Annotated in this window: 15 protein-coding genes and 1 tRNA gene; 11 read left to right on the forward strand and 5 right to left on the reverse strand. The window is 70.4% G+C overall.

The genetic code is table 11. The features are described from left to right. Nucleotides 1-103: 103 nt before the first annotated feature. Nucleotides 104-916 (forward strand): undecaprenyl-diphosphate phosphatase, encoded by an 813-nt coding sequence (locus tag RC1_RS15295; protein ID WP_419760924.1) that lies wholly within the window; start codon nucleotides 104-106, stop codon nucleotides 914-916. Nucleotides 917-1,017: 101 nt separating this feature from the next. On the opposite strand, the gene RC1_RS15300 is transcribed toward RC1_RS15295, so the two are convergent. Beyond that, a complete protein-coding gene (locus RC1_RS15300; protein WP_012568339.1) occupies nucleotides 1,018-2,019 on the reverse strand; it encodes a complex I NDUFA9 subunit family protein in 1,002 nt (333 codons plus the stop codon). Between the two features lie 412 nt (nucleotides 2,020-2,431). Between RC1_RS15300 and RC1_RS15305 the strand changes: the two genes are divergently transcribed. From RC1_RS15305 to ptsN, 8 genes are all read left to right on the forward strand, one after another. Next, nucleotides 2,432-2,516 (forward strand) — tRNA-Leu (locus tag RC1_RS15305). Nucleotides 2,517-2,680: 164 nt separating this feature from the next. Then, a complete protein-coding gene (locus RC1_RS15310) occupies nucleotides 2,681-3,295 on the forward strand; it encodes a ribonuclease D (RefSeq protein WP_012568340.1) in 615 nt (204 codons plus the stop codon). A 244-nt stretch (nucleotides 3,296-3,539) separates the two neighbouring features. Then, nucleotides 3,540-4,166, forward strand: a complete 627-nt coding sequence (lptC, locus tag RC1_RS15315) for an LPS export ABC transporter periplasmic protein LptC (RefSeq protein ID WP_012568341.1) — start codon at nucleotides 3,540-3,542, stop codon at nucleotides 4,164-4,166. A 5-nt stretch (nucleotides 4,167-4,171) separates the two neighbouring features. After that, complete coding sequence (locus RC1_RS15320) at nucleotides 4,172-5,002, forward strand: LptA/OstA family protein (RefSeq protein WP_148213476.1); 831 nt, start codon at nucleotides 4,172-4,174, stop codon at nucleotides 5,000-5,002. Continuing rightward, nucleotides 4,999-5,817, forward strand: a complete 819-nt coding sequence (gene lptB, locus RC1_RS15325; protein ID WP_012568343.1) for an LPS export ABC transporter ATP-binding protein — start codon at nucleotides 4,999-5,001, stop codon at nucleotides 5,815-5,817. Before RC1_RS15320 ends, lptB begins: the two co-directional genes overlap by 4 nt. Before the next feature lie 176 nt (nucleotides 5,818-5,993). Then, nucleotides 5,994-7,523, forward strand: a complete 1,530-nt coding sequence (gene rpoN / locus RC1_RS15330) for an RNA polymerase factor sigma-54 (RefSeq protein ID WP_012568344.1) — start codon at nucleotides 5,994-5,996, stop codon at nucleotides 7,521-7,523. Nucleotides 7,524-7,718: 195 nt separating this feature from the next. After that, nucleotides 7,719-8,354, forward strand: coding sequence for a ribosome hibernation-promoting factor, HPF/YfiA family (gene hpf / locus RC1_RS15335; protein WP_012568345.1), 636 nt, complete (start codon nucleotides 7,719-7,721; stop codon nucleotides 8,352-8,354). A 60-nt stretch (nucleotides 8,355-8,414) separates the two neighbouring features. Then, a complete protein-coding gene (ptsN, locus tag RC1_RS15340; RefSeq protein ID WP_012568346.1) occupies nucleotides 8,415-8,873 on the forward strand; it encodes a PTS IIA-like nitrogen regulatory protein PtsN in 459 nt (152 codons plus the stop codon). A 132-nt stretch (nucleotides 8,874-9,005) separates the two neighbouring features. Here the strand turns inward: ptsN and RC1_RS15345 are convergent, their stop codons facing one another. Together RC1_RS15345 and RC1_RS15350 are read right to left on the reverse strand one after the other, a co-directional pair. Beyond that, nucleotides 9,006-9,224, reverse strand: coding sequence for a DUF1150 family protein (locus RC1_RS15345; protein ID WP_012568347.1), 219 nt, complete (start codon nucleotides 9,222-9,224; stop codon nucleotides 9,006-9,008). 98 nt (nucleotides 9,225-9,322) lie between these two features. Further along, complete coding sequence (locus RC1_RS15350; protein ID WP_012568348.1) at nucleotides 9,323-9,814, reverse strand: Hsp20 family protein; 492 nt, start codon at nucleotides 9,812-9,814, stop codon at nucleotides 9,323-9,325. A 521-nt stretch (nucleotides 9,815-10,335) separates the two neighbouring features. On the opposite strand from RC1_RS15350, the gene RC1_RS15355 reads away from it, so the two are divergent. After that, nucleotides 10,336-11,118 (forward strand): substrate-binding periplasmic protein, encoded by a 783-nt coding sequence (locus RC1_RS15355; protein WP_184446372.1) that lies wholly within the window; start codon nucleotides 10,336-10,338, stop codon nucleotides 11,116-11,118. 30 nt (nucleotides 11,119-11,148) lie between these two features. Here RC1_RS15355 and fliN read toward each other — a convergent pair whose 3' ends face one another. Then, on the reverse strand, nucleotides 11,149-11,466 hold the full coding sequence (gene fliN / locus RC1_RS15360) for a flagellar motor switch protein FliN (protein ID WP_012568350.1): 318 nt from the start codon (nucleotides 11,464-11,466) through the stop codon (nucleotides 11,149-11,151). A gap of 77 nt (nucleotides 11,467-11,543) precedes the next feature. Continuing rightward, the gene (locus tag RC1_RS15365) at nucleotides 11,544-11,867 is read right to left on the reverse strand and encodes a hypothetical protein (protein ID WP_012568351.1); all 324 of its coding nucleotides are present in this window, start codon (nucleotides 11,865-11,867) and stop codon (nucleotides 11,544-11,546) included. Nucleotides 11,868-12,200: 333 nt separating this feature from the next. Here RC1_RS15365 and RC1_RS15370 point away from each other — a divergent pair, with 333 nt between their 5' ends. Further along, a complete protein-coding gene (locus RC1_RS15370; protein ID WP_012568352.1) occupies nucleotides 12,201-13,202 on the forward strand; it encodes a helix-turn-helix transcriptional regulator in 1,002 nt (333 codons plus the stop codon). Nucleotides 13,203-13,305 lie beyond the last annotated feature (103 nt).

The following is a 13,305-nucleotide window of genomic DNA, read 5'->3' on the forward strand; positions in this document are numbered from 1 at the left end:
CGGCCTCGCCCGGACACGGACCGGCTGCTATAAGCGCGGGGCGTCGTGCGACGCATCGGCGCGCCGCGCCCTCCCGTTCCGCAAGACACGGACCCCGATCGTGATCGATACGGTTCCCTATCTCGAAGCCCTCCTGCTCGGCATCGTGGAGGGGCTGACCGAGTTCCTGCCCGTCTCCTCCACCGGACACCTGATCCTGGTGGCCGAATTCCTGGGGTTCCAGGGGCAGGAACAGGATGTCTTCAAGGTGGTCATCCAGCTCGGCGCCATCCTCGCCATCCTGGTCGTCTACTTCGCCAAGCTCTGGCGGGTGCTGCTGGGCGTGCTGGCGCGCGATCCCGCCGCGTGGCGCTTCGCCGGCGCCATCCTGCTGGCCTTCCTGCCCGCCGCCGTGATCGGCGCCGCGGCGCACGGCTTCATCAAGAGCGTGCTGTTCAGCCCGCTGGTCGTCTCCGTCGCCCTGATCGTCGGCGGCTTCGCCATCATTGCGGTGGAGCGGCTGGTGCCGGCCTCGCGCTGGCATGCGGTGGAGGAGTTCCCGCCGCTGCTGGCCCTGAAGATCGGACTGGTGCAGTGCCTGGCGCTGGTGCCCGGCGTCTCCCGCTCCGGCGCCACCATCCTGGGCGCGCTGATGATGGGGGTGGACCGGCGCACGGCGGCGGAGTTCAGCTTCTTCGTCGCCATCCCGACGATGCTGGGGGCGTCCGTCTATGACGTCTACAAGAACATGGACGTGATGACACTGGACGGGGTCGGGCTGATCGCCGTCGGCTTCGCCGCCGCCTTCGTCTCGGCGCTGCTGGTGGTGAGGACGCTGGTGGACTTCGTGGCCCGCTACGGCTTCACGCCGTTCGCCTGGTACCGGATCGCCGTCGGCTCGGCCATGCTGGTCTGGTTCGGCCTGCTGGCCGGCTGACGGTCCGCACCGGACGGCCGGGCGCGCCTGCGGGAGCGCCCGGCGTCTCTCTTCTCTCTACGGCTCTCTCCGCTTCTCTGTCGCCGCCCCGGCCGGCCCGTTCAGGCCCGCGGCTGCGGGCCGCCGTTGCCGGGCTGCGGGCCGTCCGCCGCCCCGTGCGCGGCGAAGCGGCCGCCGATGCGGAACTTGTCCATGTAGGTGGGGATGATGACCTCGGCCGCCGTCGGCGTCACGCCCAGCTCGGCCAGCCCCGGCAGGGTGCCGGAGACGACGTTGTCCTTGCGCAGCAGCCTCACCTGATCGCGGGTCAGCATCTTGCCGGGCAGATGCTCCAGGACGGCGCCCTGCAGGGTGGCGAGCCACCAGGGGATCTCCAGCAGCCGCTTGTACCGCCCCGTCTCCTTCAGGACGAGCTGCATCAGCTCCTTGAAGGTATAGACCCGCGGGCCGCCCAGCTCGTAGGTGCGCCCCATCGAATCAGGCGTCGCCAGCGCCTGCATCACCGCGTCGCAGACATCACCGACATAGACCGGCTGGAACCGGGTCTTTCCGCCGCCGATCAGGGGCAGGAACGGCGACACCAGGGACATCGCCCCGAATCGGTTGAAGAATCCGTCCTCCGGCCCGAACACGATGGAGGGGCGCAGGATGGTGGCCTCGGGGAACGCCTCCAGCACGCGGCGCTCGCCCTCCGCCTTGCTGCTGGCATAGCCGCTGGGAGAGGCCGCGTCGGCGCCGATGGCGGACATCTGGACCAGGCGGGCGACGCCCTCCTGCTTCGCGATGCGGGCGATGCGGCCGGGCAGCTCGGCCTGGACCGCCTCGAAGCTGGAGCCGCCCCCCGACGGCGCCAGGATGCCGATCAGGTTGATGACCAGATCGGCGCCGCGGATGGCATAGGCCAGCGACCGGTCGTCCCGGATCGTCACCGGCAGGGGCACGATCTGCCCGACCGACCCCAGCGTCCGCAGGAAGGCCGCGTCGGCCGGCTGGCGCGACGGCACCCGGATGACGCACCCGGTGCGGGCCAGCCGGCGGATCAGATGCCGCCCGATGAAGCCGGACCCGCCGAACACCGTGGCGATTCGGTAGCGATAGACCATTGATCTCTCCGCCGATCTTTCCGCCGATCTTTCTCTGAACCGGTCCCCGCCGCCCGCGGCGGCGCGCCGACGCTTATACAAGAGCCTGGAGGGTAGAACCAGACGCATGCCCCCCGGATGCCCTCCCGCGTTCACCCCCTTACGTGCGTGCGCGCGCACGCACGCACCCGGGCGGGCATACATCCGGGTATGTGGATGGCCGGTATGTGGGTGGGGTCCCGGTGTGCGGGCCGATGATGTACCGGGGCGGCCCTGGCCGTCGGGCGTGCGCCGACCTGCCGGACCCGCGCCGGGGGCCAGAGGGGAGGGGCCAGGGGGAGGGGCCAGGGGGAGGGGCAGAAATTTTTCGCGGGGCCGGAACAAGGGTGTTGACAGGGGGGCGGGCGGCCTTTATTAACCCGCTCCACCGCGTGCCCAGGTGGCGGAATTGGTAGACGCGCAGGTTTCAGGTACCTGTGCCGCAAGGCGTGGAAGTTCGAGTCTTCTCCTGGGCACCACCGCTTTCTTACGCATCAGGCCGCCGCGACATCTCGCCGGCGGCCTGATGCGTTTCCGGGTCCCGGCAGCCCGCAGCAGCCGGCAGCCCCTGGCCACCGGCCGATCATGGTCGTTGGCCGCCCGTGGCCGTTGGCCGCCGTGACCGCCCTGGAGGACCGCACCCATGCCCATCGACCTGCACGACGGCGATCTGCCCGACGGCCTGGACCTCGGTCCGGTGGTCGCCATCGACACCGAGACGATGGGCCTGAACCCGGCGCGGGACCGGCTCTGCCTCGTGCAGCTTTCCGCCGGCGACGGCCGTTGCCATCTGGTGCAGTTCCGCCAGGGGGCGGGCTACGACGCGCCGAACCTGAAGCGGATGCTGACCGATCCCGGCACGCTGAAGCTGTTCCACTTCGCCCGCTTCGACATCGCCGTGATGCAGGCCTATCTCGGCGTGCTGACCGGCCCGGTCTACTGCACCAAGGTCGCCTCCAAGCTGACCCGCACCTTCACCGACCGGCACGGCCTGAAGGATCTCTGCCGCGACCTGCTGGGCGTCGAGCTGAGCAAGCAGCAGCAGTCCTCGGACTGGGGGGCGGACGAGCTGACGGCGGAGCAGCTCAAGTACGCCGCCTCCGACGTGCTGCACCTGCACGAGATCAAGGCCCGGCTGGACGGGATGCTGGCCCGCGAGGGCCGCACGGCGCTGGCGGAGGACTGCTTCCGCTTCCTGCCGACCCGGGCGCTGCTGGACCTGGGCGGCTGGGCCGACCCCGACCTGTTCGCCCATTGACCCGTCCCCGTTCCGGGTCCCGCGCGGGCGGATAGCCTGTCCAGGCCCGATTTGACCCGGGATTCCGCCCTCGGCTAGAGTGGCGGCGGACAGGACCCTGCCGAGACAGATCTCCCGAGACAGCCTTTCCGAGACAGCGACGCCGCCGACCATGACCCTTCCCCCGGTTCCGCCCGACGGTGACAGGCCCGCGCCCCGGCCCGGACGTCCGGCGTCGGTGCATCCGGCATCAGGGCGCCCGGACATGGCCGCGGCGCTGACCCGGCGCCCGGCCCGCGGCGGCATGGCGGACGCACAGCAGCACACCCGGCTGGTCAATCTGGCGAAGGTGGCGCTACCGGCCCTGGCCGCGGCCGTGCTGGCCCTGATCGCCGCCTGGCCGCTGTTCTCCGGCCGTCAGGACAGTCAGCGCGCCGGCCCCGATACGGGCCAGCTCGAAATGGTGGAGGCACGCTATCTCGGCACCGACAAGGGCGCCCGCCCCTTCGAGGTGCGGGCGGAAAAGGTGGTCCAGGTCGGCGGCGGCAGCGGCCGCGTCGATCTGGTCAATCCGCAGGCGGAAATCACGCTGAAGGGCGGCGACTGGCTCACCATGTCGGCCCGGCGCGGCAATTATGACCAGAAGAGCGGACAGCTCGTCCTGGAAGGGGACGTTACCCTGTTCCAGGACGGCGGCTACGAGTTCACGACAGAGATGGCGCAGGTCGATACGCAGAAGGGCATCGCCTGGGGCAATGCCCCGGTCCGCGGCCAGGGACCCGTCGGCGACATCCAGGCCGGCGGCTTCCGCATCCTGGACGACGGCAACACCATCGTCTTCACCGGCCGGGCGCGGCTGCTGCTGGCGGACGGCACGGGGGGACGCGGATGACCGGCATGCAGCACACCCGACTCGCCGCGCTCCTGCTGGCCGGCGCCCTGATCCTGCCGGCCGCCGCCGTGCCGGCGCGGGCGCAGACCGCCCGGCTGGACGAGGGCAAGGCGCCCGTCGCCATCGACGCCGACCAGGCGCTGGAATGGCACAAGGAACAGCAGGCCTATGTCGCCCGCGGCAACGCCGTGGCCACCCGCGGCGACCTGTCCGTCAGGGCCGACACGCTGACCGCGTATTACCGGGAGCTGCCCGCCGGCGGCACCGAGATCTACCGTCTGGCCGCAGAGGGCGGCGTCGTCATAAAGGCGCCACGACAGACCGCCTATGGTGACCGCGGTGTCTACGAGGTGGACAGGCAGGTCGCCGTGCTGACCGGGCAGGGCCTGAAGCTGGAGACGGAACAGGACGTGGTGACCGCCAGGGACAGCCTGGAATACTGGCGCGAGCAGAACCTTGCCGTGGCGCGGGGCGATGCCGTCGCCGTGCGCGGCGACAACCGCGTGCGCGCCGACCGGCTGGTCGGGCTGTTGCAGGAGAACGACCAGGGCGACCTGGACCTGACCCGGATCGACGCGGAGGGCAGCGTGGTCATCACCACCCCGACCGACGTGGCCCGGGGCGACCAGGGCACCTATGACATGACAGAGCGCGTCGCCGTGCTGACCGGCAACGTGAAGATCACCCGTGGCCGCAACCAGTTGAACGGCAATGCGGCGGAAGTGGACCTGGAGACCGGCATCAGCCGCATCCTGTCCGGGCCTGAGGGCGGGAAGGGCCGCGTCCGCGGTCTCTTCGTGCCCGGCCAGGAGGCGGGTCAGGGAGTGAAGAAATGAGCCGAACGGATACCGCCCCCCCGCCCGCGCAGGGCCGCCCCGGCGCGGCAGCCGACGACCAGGGCCGCACGGGACCCCGGCTGGTCGCCAGCAATCCCGGGCTGATCGCCTCGAAGCTGGGCAAGTCCTACAAGGGCCGCCCGGTGCTGCGCGACGTCAGCCTGTCGGTCAACCGCGGCGAGGCGGTCGGCCTGCTGGGTCCCAACGGGGCCGGCAAGACGACCTGCTTCTACATCATCACCGGCCTGATCCTGCCCGACTACGGCAGCATCACCCTGGACGGGACGGAGATCACCGAACTGCCCATGTACCGCCGGGCGCGGCTGGGCATCGGCTATCTGCCGCAGGAGGCCAGCATCTTCCGCGGCCTGTCGGTGGAGAACAACATCCGCGCCGTGCTGGAGGTGGTGGAGCCCGACCGCGACACCCGCGAGCACATGCTGGACGAGCTGCTGGCCGAGTTCTCCATCTCGCACCTGCGCCGCACCCCGGCGCTGGCGCTCTCCGGCGGTGAGCGGCGGCGGGTGGAGATCGCCCGCGCCCTGGCCAGCCAGCCGCACTTCATCCTGCTGGACGAGCCCTTCGCCGGCATCGACCCGATCGCGGTGAACGACATCCGCGAGCTGGTCAGCCATCTGCGCGAACGGGGCATCGGCGTGCTGATCACCGACCACAATGTCCGCGAGACGCTGGACATCGTGGACCGCGCCTACATCCTGCACGACGGCATGGTGCTGATGGAGGGTGCGCCGTCGGAGATCGTGGCGCACAAGGATGTCCGCCGCGTCTATCTGGGCGAACGCTTCAGCCTCTGATCCCGGCGTCCTTTCCCGCATCGCAGGTCCCGCACCGCAGACCGCGTGGACCCTGGCGGCGTGCGGCCGATCGGCACACTTCTTGCGAGCGTGTCACGGCGCGGGGGTTGCAGACGCCCCGGACCGGCCCTTAGAATACCCCCGGCAGGCAACCCCAGAGGTGGAAGCGGTCGGGAATGGCGCTCCAACAACGGCTCGACCTACGGCAGACCCAGGCGCTGGTGATGACGCCGCAGTTGCAGCAGGCGATCAAGCTGCTGCAACTGTCGAACCTGGAACTGTCCGAATTCGTCGAGCGCGAGATCGAGCAGAACCCCCTGCTGGAGCGCGACGACGGCGAACGCTGGCGCGATGCCCCGCCCGACGGGGTGGACCGGCCCGAGCCGGAGGCGCCGGTGCCCGAGGGGCGCACCCGCGACACGGTGGAACTGGCCGCCAGCGACCGCATCGCCCCGGCGGCCGACGCGCCGCTGGATACCGACTACGAGAATGTCTGGACCAACTCCAGCCAGGCCGACATCCGCGAGGCCGGCGACGGTGGCGAGGCCTTCGGCTCCTGGTCCGCGCGCGGCGGCAGCTTCGAGGACGACGAGGGCTCGCTGGAGCAGACGCTCACCGGCCGGATCACCCTGCGCGACCATCTGGAGCAGCAGATCGTCATGGACATGCCCGACCCGCTGGACCGGCTGGTCGCCCGCGCCCTGACGGACCAGCTCGACGAGGCCGGCTATCTCACGGCCGACCTCGCGGCCGTGGCGGAGCAGCTCGGCTGCCCCGCGGTGCGGGTGGAGGCGGTGCTGGCGCGGCTCCAGAAGCTGGACCCGCCGGGCATCTTCGCCCGCTCCCTGAAGGAGTGCCTGGCGCTCCAGCTCCGCGAGCTGGACCGGCTGGATCCCTGCATGCAGGCCCTGTTGGACAATCTGCCGCTGCTGGCCGGCCGCAACATCCCGGCCCTGCTGAAGGCCTGCCAGGTGGACGCCGAGGATCTGGCCGACATGGTGGCCGAGATCAAGGCGCTGAACCCCAAGCCGGCGCTCGCCTTCGACCACGCTCCGGTGCAGACGGTGGTGCCCGACATCCTGATGCGCCCCGCCCCCGGCGGCGGCTGGATCGTGGAACTGAACACCGACACCCTGCCCAAGGTGCTGGTCAATCAGCGCTATTACGCCCGCGTCTCCGGCGCCGCCCGGAACAGGACGGAGAAGGAGTACATCTCCGAACGGTTCCAGCAGGCGAGCTGGCTGGTGAAGTCGCTGCACCAGCGGGCCAACACCATCCTGAAGGTGGCGACGGAGATCGTGCGCCAGCAGGACGCTTTCTTCCTGCACGGGTTGCAGTTCCTGAAGCCGCTGATCCTGCGCGACATCGCCGATGCCATCGGCATGCACGAAAGCACCGTCAGCCGCGTCACGACCAACAAGTTCATCGCCACGCCGCGCGGCGTGTTCGAGCTGAAGTACTTCTTCACCTCCGCCATCGCCGGCGCGGACGGGCAGGCCGCGCACTCCGCCGAGGCCGTGCGCTACCGCATCAAGTCCTTGATCGACGCGGAAAAACCCGATGACGTCCTGTCCGACGACAAGCTGGTGGAGATCCTCCGTGCGGAAGGGATCGACATTGCACGCCGGACCGTCGCGAAGTATCGTGAGGGCATGAAAATCCCATCCTCCGTGCAGCGCCGCCGGGAGAAGGTTCTTGGTCTCTGAATGCCGCGCTGATCACGGTCGGGGCGCCCCGGTATCCGTTCCGGCCTGCTGCCGGACGTCGTTCTCCGGGCCCTCCGGGTGCAGCCGGGCCCAGGGGCGGAAAGGCCCCCAGGCGTAGCACGGGTCCGGCAGAAGGCCGCCCCGATACCACCTTCCCGCATTTCTCTTCGTAAGTGCCGATTGGAACGGACTGCCATGCAGGTAACAGTTAAAGGCAAGCAGTTGGACGTGGGCGATGCCCTGCGTTCGCACGTCACCGACACGATCTCGGCCCTGGTCGCCAAGTATTTTGGCAACCCGCTGGACGCGACGGTCGTGATCTCCCGCGATGCCCACCTTTTCAAGGCGGACATCCAGGTCCACGTCGGACGCGGAATCCTGTTGCAGTCGTACGGTGAGGCGACGGAACCCTATCCCGCCTTCGACGACGCCGCGGAAAAGGTCGCCAAGCGGATGCGGCGCTACAAGCGCCGGATGCGCGACCACCACGGCCGCGCCGCCGAGGAAGCGCCCCTGCTGGCGCGGAAGTATATCCTGGAGGCCCCGCCCCTGGACGACGGCGATGCCGACGACCAAGTGGACAGCCTTGATGCCGGGACCGACGCCGCCCAGGCGGGCGACGAGGGTCACCAGCCCATGATCATCGCCGAGATGGAAACCTCCATCCAGACGTTGACCGTGGGCGAGGCCGTGATGCGGATGGATCTGACGGACATTCCCGCCCTGATGTTCCGCAACCGTGCCCATGGCGGCCTGAACATGGTATACCGCAGACCCGACGGGAACATCGGGTGGGTGGACCCGGCCGGGACCGGGGTCCAGGGAGCTTGAGCGTGATCCATGCAGCTTCGTCGGCAAGCCGCCACCGCCGTTCCTGCGGCCGCGTCCGCCATGAATGATCTGATCATTTCGGAGGCCGTCCTCCCCAACCTCAAGGCCGGCTCGAAAAAGCAGGCCTTGCAGGAGCTGGCGCGCAAGGCCGCCGAACTGACGGGTCAGAACGAACGGGCCATCTTCGACGTGCTGGTGGAGCGCGAACGCCTCGGGACCACGGGTGTGGGCCGCGGCATCGCCATCCCCCACGGCAAGCTGGCAGGCATCGCCGGTGTCATGGCGATCTTCGCCCGGTTGGAGCGTCCGGTGGATTTCGAAGCCATCGACGAACAGCCGGTCGATCTGATGTGCCTGCTGCTGGCGCCGGAGACGGCGGGGGCCGACCATCTGAAGGCCCTGGCCCGGGTCTCCCGCCTGCTGCGGGACCCGGTCCTGTGCGACAAGCTGCGCGGCGCGGCCAGCGCCGATGCGATCTACGCCCTGCTGACCCACGCCGAGCAGAGCAACGCCGCCTGACGGCGGAGGTGCGGGTTCGTGCCGTGGATGAAAAAAGGCGCCGGGAGGGGGACCTCCCGGCGCCTTTTCGATTCCGGACCGGTCCCGTGCCGGAGCGTTCCGCCAGCGGAACGGCCCTGGCCCGGGGAGCGGTCAGTGCAGGCTCACCGCCTCCATGTCGTTCTGGCGGACGGTGACGACCGCCAGCGCGCGGTCCTGCACGACCGTCAGTTCGGTACCGTCGGCGGCATGGATGGCGATGCCTGTCCGGCCTTCTGCCGTGACGGGCTTCAGATAGGCCAGATCGTTCAGGCCGAAGGTGGCGAAGTCCTGCGCTGAGAGCGTGCGCAGGGACTGGCTGGTCGGGTTCATGGGAGGACTCGCGTCGGTCGGGCGGTCCCGTTCAGGGACAGCCGCAGGCAGGGGCAGGCAGGAGGGGCAGGCAGGGGGCAGGGACAGGGAAGGGCGGCTCAGCCGATCCGCGCGTCGGGCACGCGGGCGTCGGGCGACACGTCGATCGTCTGCGGCCCGTCGGCATCCACGCCGTTCTGCGGTGTGCCGATCTTGATGGTGCGGACCTTCGGTTCCGGGACAGGGCGGCGCAGGTCGATATGCAGCAGCCCGTTGTCCAGGGTGGCGCCGATCACCTCGATCCCGTCGGCCAGCACGAAGCTGCGCTGGAACTGCCGGGCGGCGATGCCGCGGTGCAGATAGAGACGGTTGCGGTCGTCGCTCTGCTTGCCGCGGATGACAAGCTGGTTGTCCTCGGTCTGGACCTGGAGATCGTCCGAGGTGAAGCCGGCCACGGCAAGCGTGATGCGCAGGCCATCCTCGCCGATCTGCTCGATATTGTAAGGCGGATAGCCCTCATTGGCGCTTTTGGCGATCCGGTCGAGCGTCCGCTCGAACTGGTCGAAGCCCAACAGGAACGGGCTGTTGAACAGGGACAGGCGCGTCGTCACAGCGTCCTCCTCAGGCGAGCGAGCTGCGGGAGTCGCCGGCCCCGGGCGGCCCCTTCGGCGAGCGGCCCAGCCACCCCGCTCCAGCCGGCCCCCGGTCCCTGCGGCACCCGGGTGGGCGGCCCGGTGTGGCACCGCCCGATCGCTTACATGGTTATTTCCCCTTTCCGGTCAAGGCAAGCGTCGCCGTCCGCTGTGTCCACGGGGTCGCTTTCCGGCGCCCGGGCGCGGGCCTGATGCTCCGTTCGCGCAGGCGCGACGGGGGGAACGGGCTTGACCCGCGGTTTCCCCAGAATCTGTGGAGAACTCTGTGGGTGGCAGCGAGTCGGGCCGGATGGACCAAGGTACCTCCACCGTTGCCTAAAAAAAAGGCAGTATTGCGACTCCGGCGCGGAGCACATTCCCCATTCGGGGGGGACATGATAGCGTTGCCGAAATGGCCTGCCGAAGGATCGGGGAACAGCATGGCGGGACCGCGCCTTCCGACAGTTCCGGCCCGGGTCCGCCGACGGCGGCGCGGGGTGGTGTCCGTCGGCCCTGCGGTTGCCGTCCTGGTCGCTGGCATCCTCACCGCCCTGCTGGCCGGCGCCGGTCTGGCGGGCGAACGGCTGCTGATCACCTTCTTCGAGCGGCCGCCCTACTACTACACCCGCCCCGACGGGGTGCCGGCCGGCAGCATGCTGGAGGAGACGCGGCGCATCCTGGAGCATGCCGGCCTGACCTATGAGCTGCGGTCCGTGCCCGCCAGCCGCATCCTGGCCGAGATGGAGATGGGCGCCGAGCCGCAATGCTCGATCGGCTGGTTCGTGACGCAGGAGCGGCGGCGCTTTGCCGTCTTCAGCCTGCCGTTCCACCGCAGCGAGGCGCAGGTCGCCGTCGGCCTGCCGGAGGTGGCGGGGATGCTGCGCCGGGTGGAGAGCGCGCAGCGGCTGCTGGAGCGGCCCGACCTGCGGCTGGGCGTCGTCCACGGCTTCTCCTACGGGACCGCCCTGGACCGGCTGCTGGCGGCCAGCGTGCAGCCGGTGGAACGGGTGCGGGGGACGCCGGCACAGGTGCTGCGCATGGTGGCGTCGCGGCGCTTCGACTACACCTTCGCCGATCCGGAGGAGCTGCCGATGCTGGAGCGCGCGGCCGGGCTGCGTCCCGGCACGCTGGTTCCGGTGGCGCTGCCGGATATTCCGGTGGGCAATCTGCGCCATCTCATGTGCAGCTGGAGCGTGCCGGCCGCCACCCTGGACCGGCTGGATGCGGCCATCCGCGCCCTGTTCCCGGCGCTCCAGGAAAGCGCCGCCGGGCCGGAGCCCTGACGCGCTCTCCTGACGGGCAGGACCCGGGGCCTACTCGCCGGGGCCGGGGCCCAGCGGTTCGCGCCCGCGGGATGCCTGGGGCATCAGTTCCACGATGGTCAGGCCCAGCCGGCCGTCCACCACCACCAGCTCGCCGCGGGCGACCAGCCGGTCGTTGACGAACAGGTCCACCGGCTCGCCCACCATGCGCTCCAGGTCCACCACGTCGCTGGGGCCCAGCCGCAGCAACTGGCTGATGCGCATGCGCCGTCGGCCCAGGCGGACGGACACCTGCACCGGCACCGACAGGATGCTGTTGCGTTCCGGGGTTTCGCCGCTCTCGGCGGCATCGCTGTTCGTCGCGGCCATGCGCAGACTATAGGCGAAAGCGGGCGCCCTGGGGAGGTGTGGCTTTCAGGGGATCGTTCCAGCCGGGACCGGCCCCGTCAGGCCCCGCTGCCGGCCAGCAGCCGTGGCGCCGGGCGCGGCGGATCGCGCCAGAACAGGTCCGGCTCGCAGGCGATCAGGCGCAGCATGGCGTCGGACAGGGCGGCCAGCAGCTCTGGCTGCGGGCAGACGGGGGAGGATGCGGCCGTGCGGGCCAGGGCGGCCTGAACCGAGGCGCGGTCGATGCCGCCGGCGGCCCGCAACTCACGGTAGAGGGAATGCGCCAGGCGCCGCCGGGTGAACGGCACGGGCGTGTCGGCCGCCGTGCTGTCGGGTATCGTGGCCTCGGGCATGGTGGACCCGGGCATGGTGAACTCGGGCATGGTGGACTCCAAGCCTCCCGGCCCTGTCGGCCGCCGGGATCGGCCCCGCGCCCCTGCGTTCGGGAAGTCAGACTGCGGGTCGTCCGGATCGCTTGTCAAGCGATCGCTGTACACAATCGCAGGTCAAGTTAAGGATGTCGCAACCATCCGGAGTCGGGTGCGCGCGCAAACGCGGAGTCGTCCGCAACACTGCGGCGGACGCAGCGTCGGGCACACCGGGCCGGGCAGGGGCGGAGCATCAGGGTTGCCCCCGGCGCCTTTGACAATTCCGCCTCCCCGTTGAGAATGATTATCACGGGGTCGGGGGACGGCAGGGAAGCGGATGGAACCGGCATGGCGATACGCTCGCGTCTGATGGAAGGCGAATTCGCCGTGGCGGACATCGTCCGCGAGGCCGCGGCGCTGGTGCTCCGCACCCCGCCGGCGGAGCCGCCGCCCCTGCCCGACGACCGCCGCCGCATCCTGACCGGCCAGTTCCGCGGCTGGCTCTGGATGGACGAGGTGCAGCCGGGTCTCGTCGGCTCGGCCAGCGACATGGAATCCGTCTCCGACGCCACCATCGCCCAGACGATCGACCGCTCCGTCATGGTGGCGGTGCTGCTCCAGGGCCGCACCGGCAGCTTCCGCCCCGAGGCCGGAGAGGAACTGCCCGCCGAACAGGGCCGCGCCCGGGTCACCGGCTTCGGGGAGGCGCGGCGCTGCGTCCGCCGGCTGCATGCGGGCGAGCGCGGCGTGCGCACCGGCATCACCGTCAGCCCCTGCTTCCTGGAGCAGTTCGCCGACGTGCTGCCGGGGCGCGAGCTGGACGTGCTGGAGCGCCTGCTGGCGCCGGGCTTCCGCAGCGTCGGGCTGCGCCGCTGCGAGCTGCTGAGCGGGCTGTCGCGCGGGCTGGTGGCGATGCCCTACGGCGGCTCGCTGGGCCGTCTCTACCGGGAGAGCGCGGTCACCCAGATCCTGTTCCGCACCCTGGAGCTGCTGCGGGAGGAATGGCCGCTCGTCCGCGCCCTGGGGCGGCGGCAGCACGATGCCGTGCTGCGGGCGCAGGCCGTGCTGGACGCCTCCCTCGTCTCGCCGCCGGGTACGCTCGACCTCGCCCGTCAGGTCGGGCTGAACCGCAACACGCTCCAGGCCGGGTTCCGGGCCGTGTTCGGCACCACCGTCTTCGGCTATGTCCGCGCCCGCCGGCTGGCCATGGCGCGGCTGCTGATGGAGGAACAGGGCCTGGGCGCGGCCGAGGCCGGCTACCGCGTCGGCTTCGCCAGCCCCTCCGCCTTCTCCGCCGCCTACCGCCGCCATTTCGGCGAAACCCCCACGGCAAGGGGCGTGCGGCATTAGGGGCGGGCCGGCTCCGGACCTGCGGTCTGACCACCTTCGGGTTTTCGGACCATCTTCAAAATCCCGCATGAAGGTGTCAGACTCCGGGCGAAACAGCCGGGGC

This window comes from Rhodospirillum centenum SW (genome assembly GCF_000016185.1).
GTDB classification, from domain to species: domain Bacteria; phylum Pseudomonadota; class Alphaproteobacteria; order Azospirillales; family Azospirillaceae; genus Rhodocista; species Rhodocista centena.

Excerpts from the sequence above, each read along its gene's own strand:
- lptB (WP_012568343.1), top strand. The coding sequence starts at position 4,999 with ATGAGCCGAACGGATACCGCCCCCCCGCCCGCGCAGGGCCGCCCCGGC.
- RC1_RS15370 (WP_012568352.1), top strand. The coding sequence starts at position 12,201 with ATGGCGATACGCTCGCGTCTGATGGAAGGCGAATTCGCCGTGGCGGAC.
- RC1_RS15300 (WP_012568339.1), bottom strand. The coding sequence starts at position 2,019 with ATGGTCTATCGCTACCGAATCGCCACGGTGTTCGGCGGGTCCGGCTTC.
- RC1_RS15365 (WP_012568351.1), bottom strand. The coding sequence starts at position 11,867 with ATGCCCGAGTTCACCATGCCCGGGTCCACCATGCCCGAGGCCACGATA.
- RC1_RS15320 (WP_148213476.1), top strand. The coding sequence starts at position 4,172 with ATGCAGCACACCCGACTCGCCGCGCTCCTGCTGGCCGGCGCCCTGATC.
- RC1_RS15310 (WP_012568340.1), top strand. The coding sequence starts at position 2,681 with ATGCCCATCGACCTGCACGACGGCGATCTGCCCGACGGCCTGGACCTC.
- hpf (WP_012568345.1), top strand. The coding sequence starts at position 7,719 with ATGCAGGTAACAGTTAAAGGCAAGCAGTTGGACGTGGGCGATGCCCTG.
- RC1_RS15345 (WP_012568347.1), bottom strand. The coding sequence starts at position 9,224 with ATGAACCCGACCAGCCAGTCCCTGCGCACGCTCTCAGCGCAGGACTTC.
- lptC (WP_012568341.1), top strand. The coding sequence starts at position 3,540 with ATGGCCGCGGCGCTGACCCGGCGCCCGGCCCGCGGCGGCATGGCGGAC.
- fliN (WP_012568350.1), bottom strand. The coding sequence starts at position 11,466 with ATGGCCGCGACGAACAGCGATGCCGCCGAGAGCGGCGAAACCCCGGAA.
- rpoN (WP_012568344.1), top strand. The coding sequence starts at position 5,994 with ATGGCGCTCCAACAACGGCTCGACCTACGGCAGACCCAGGCGCTGGTG.
- ptsN (WP_012568346.1), top strand. The coding sequence starts at position 8,415 with ATGAATGATCTGATCATTTCGGAGGCCGTCCTCCCCAACCTCAAGGCC.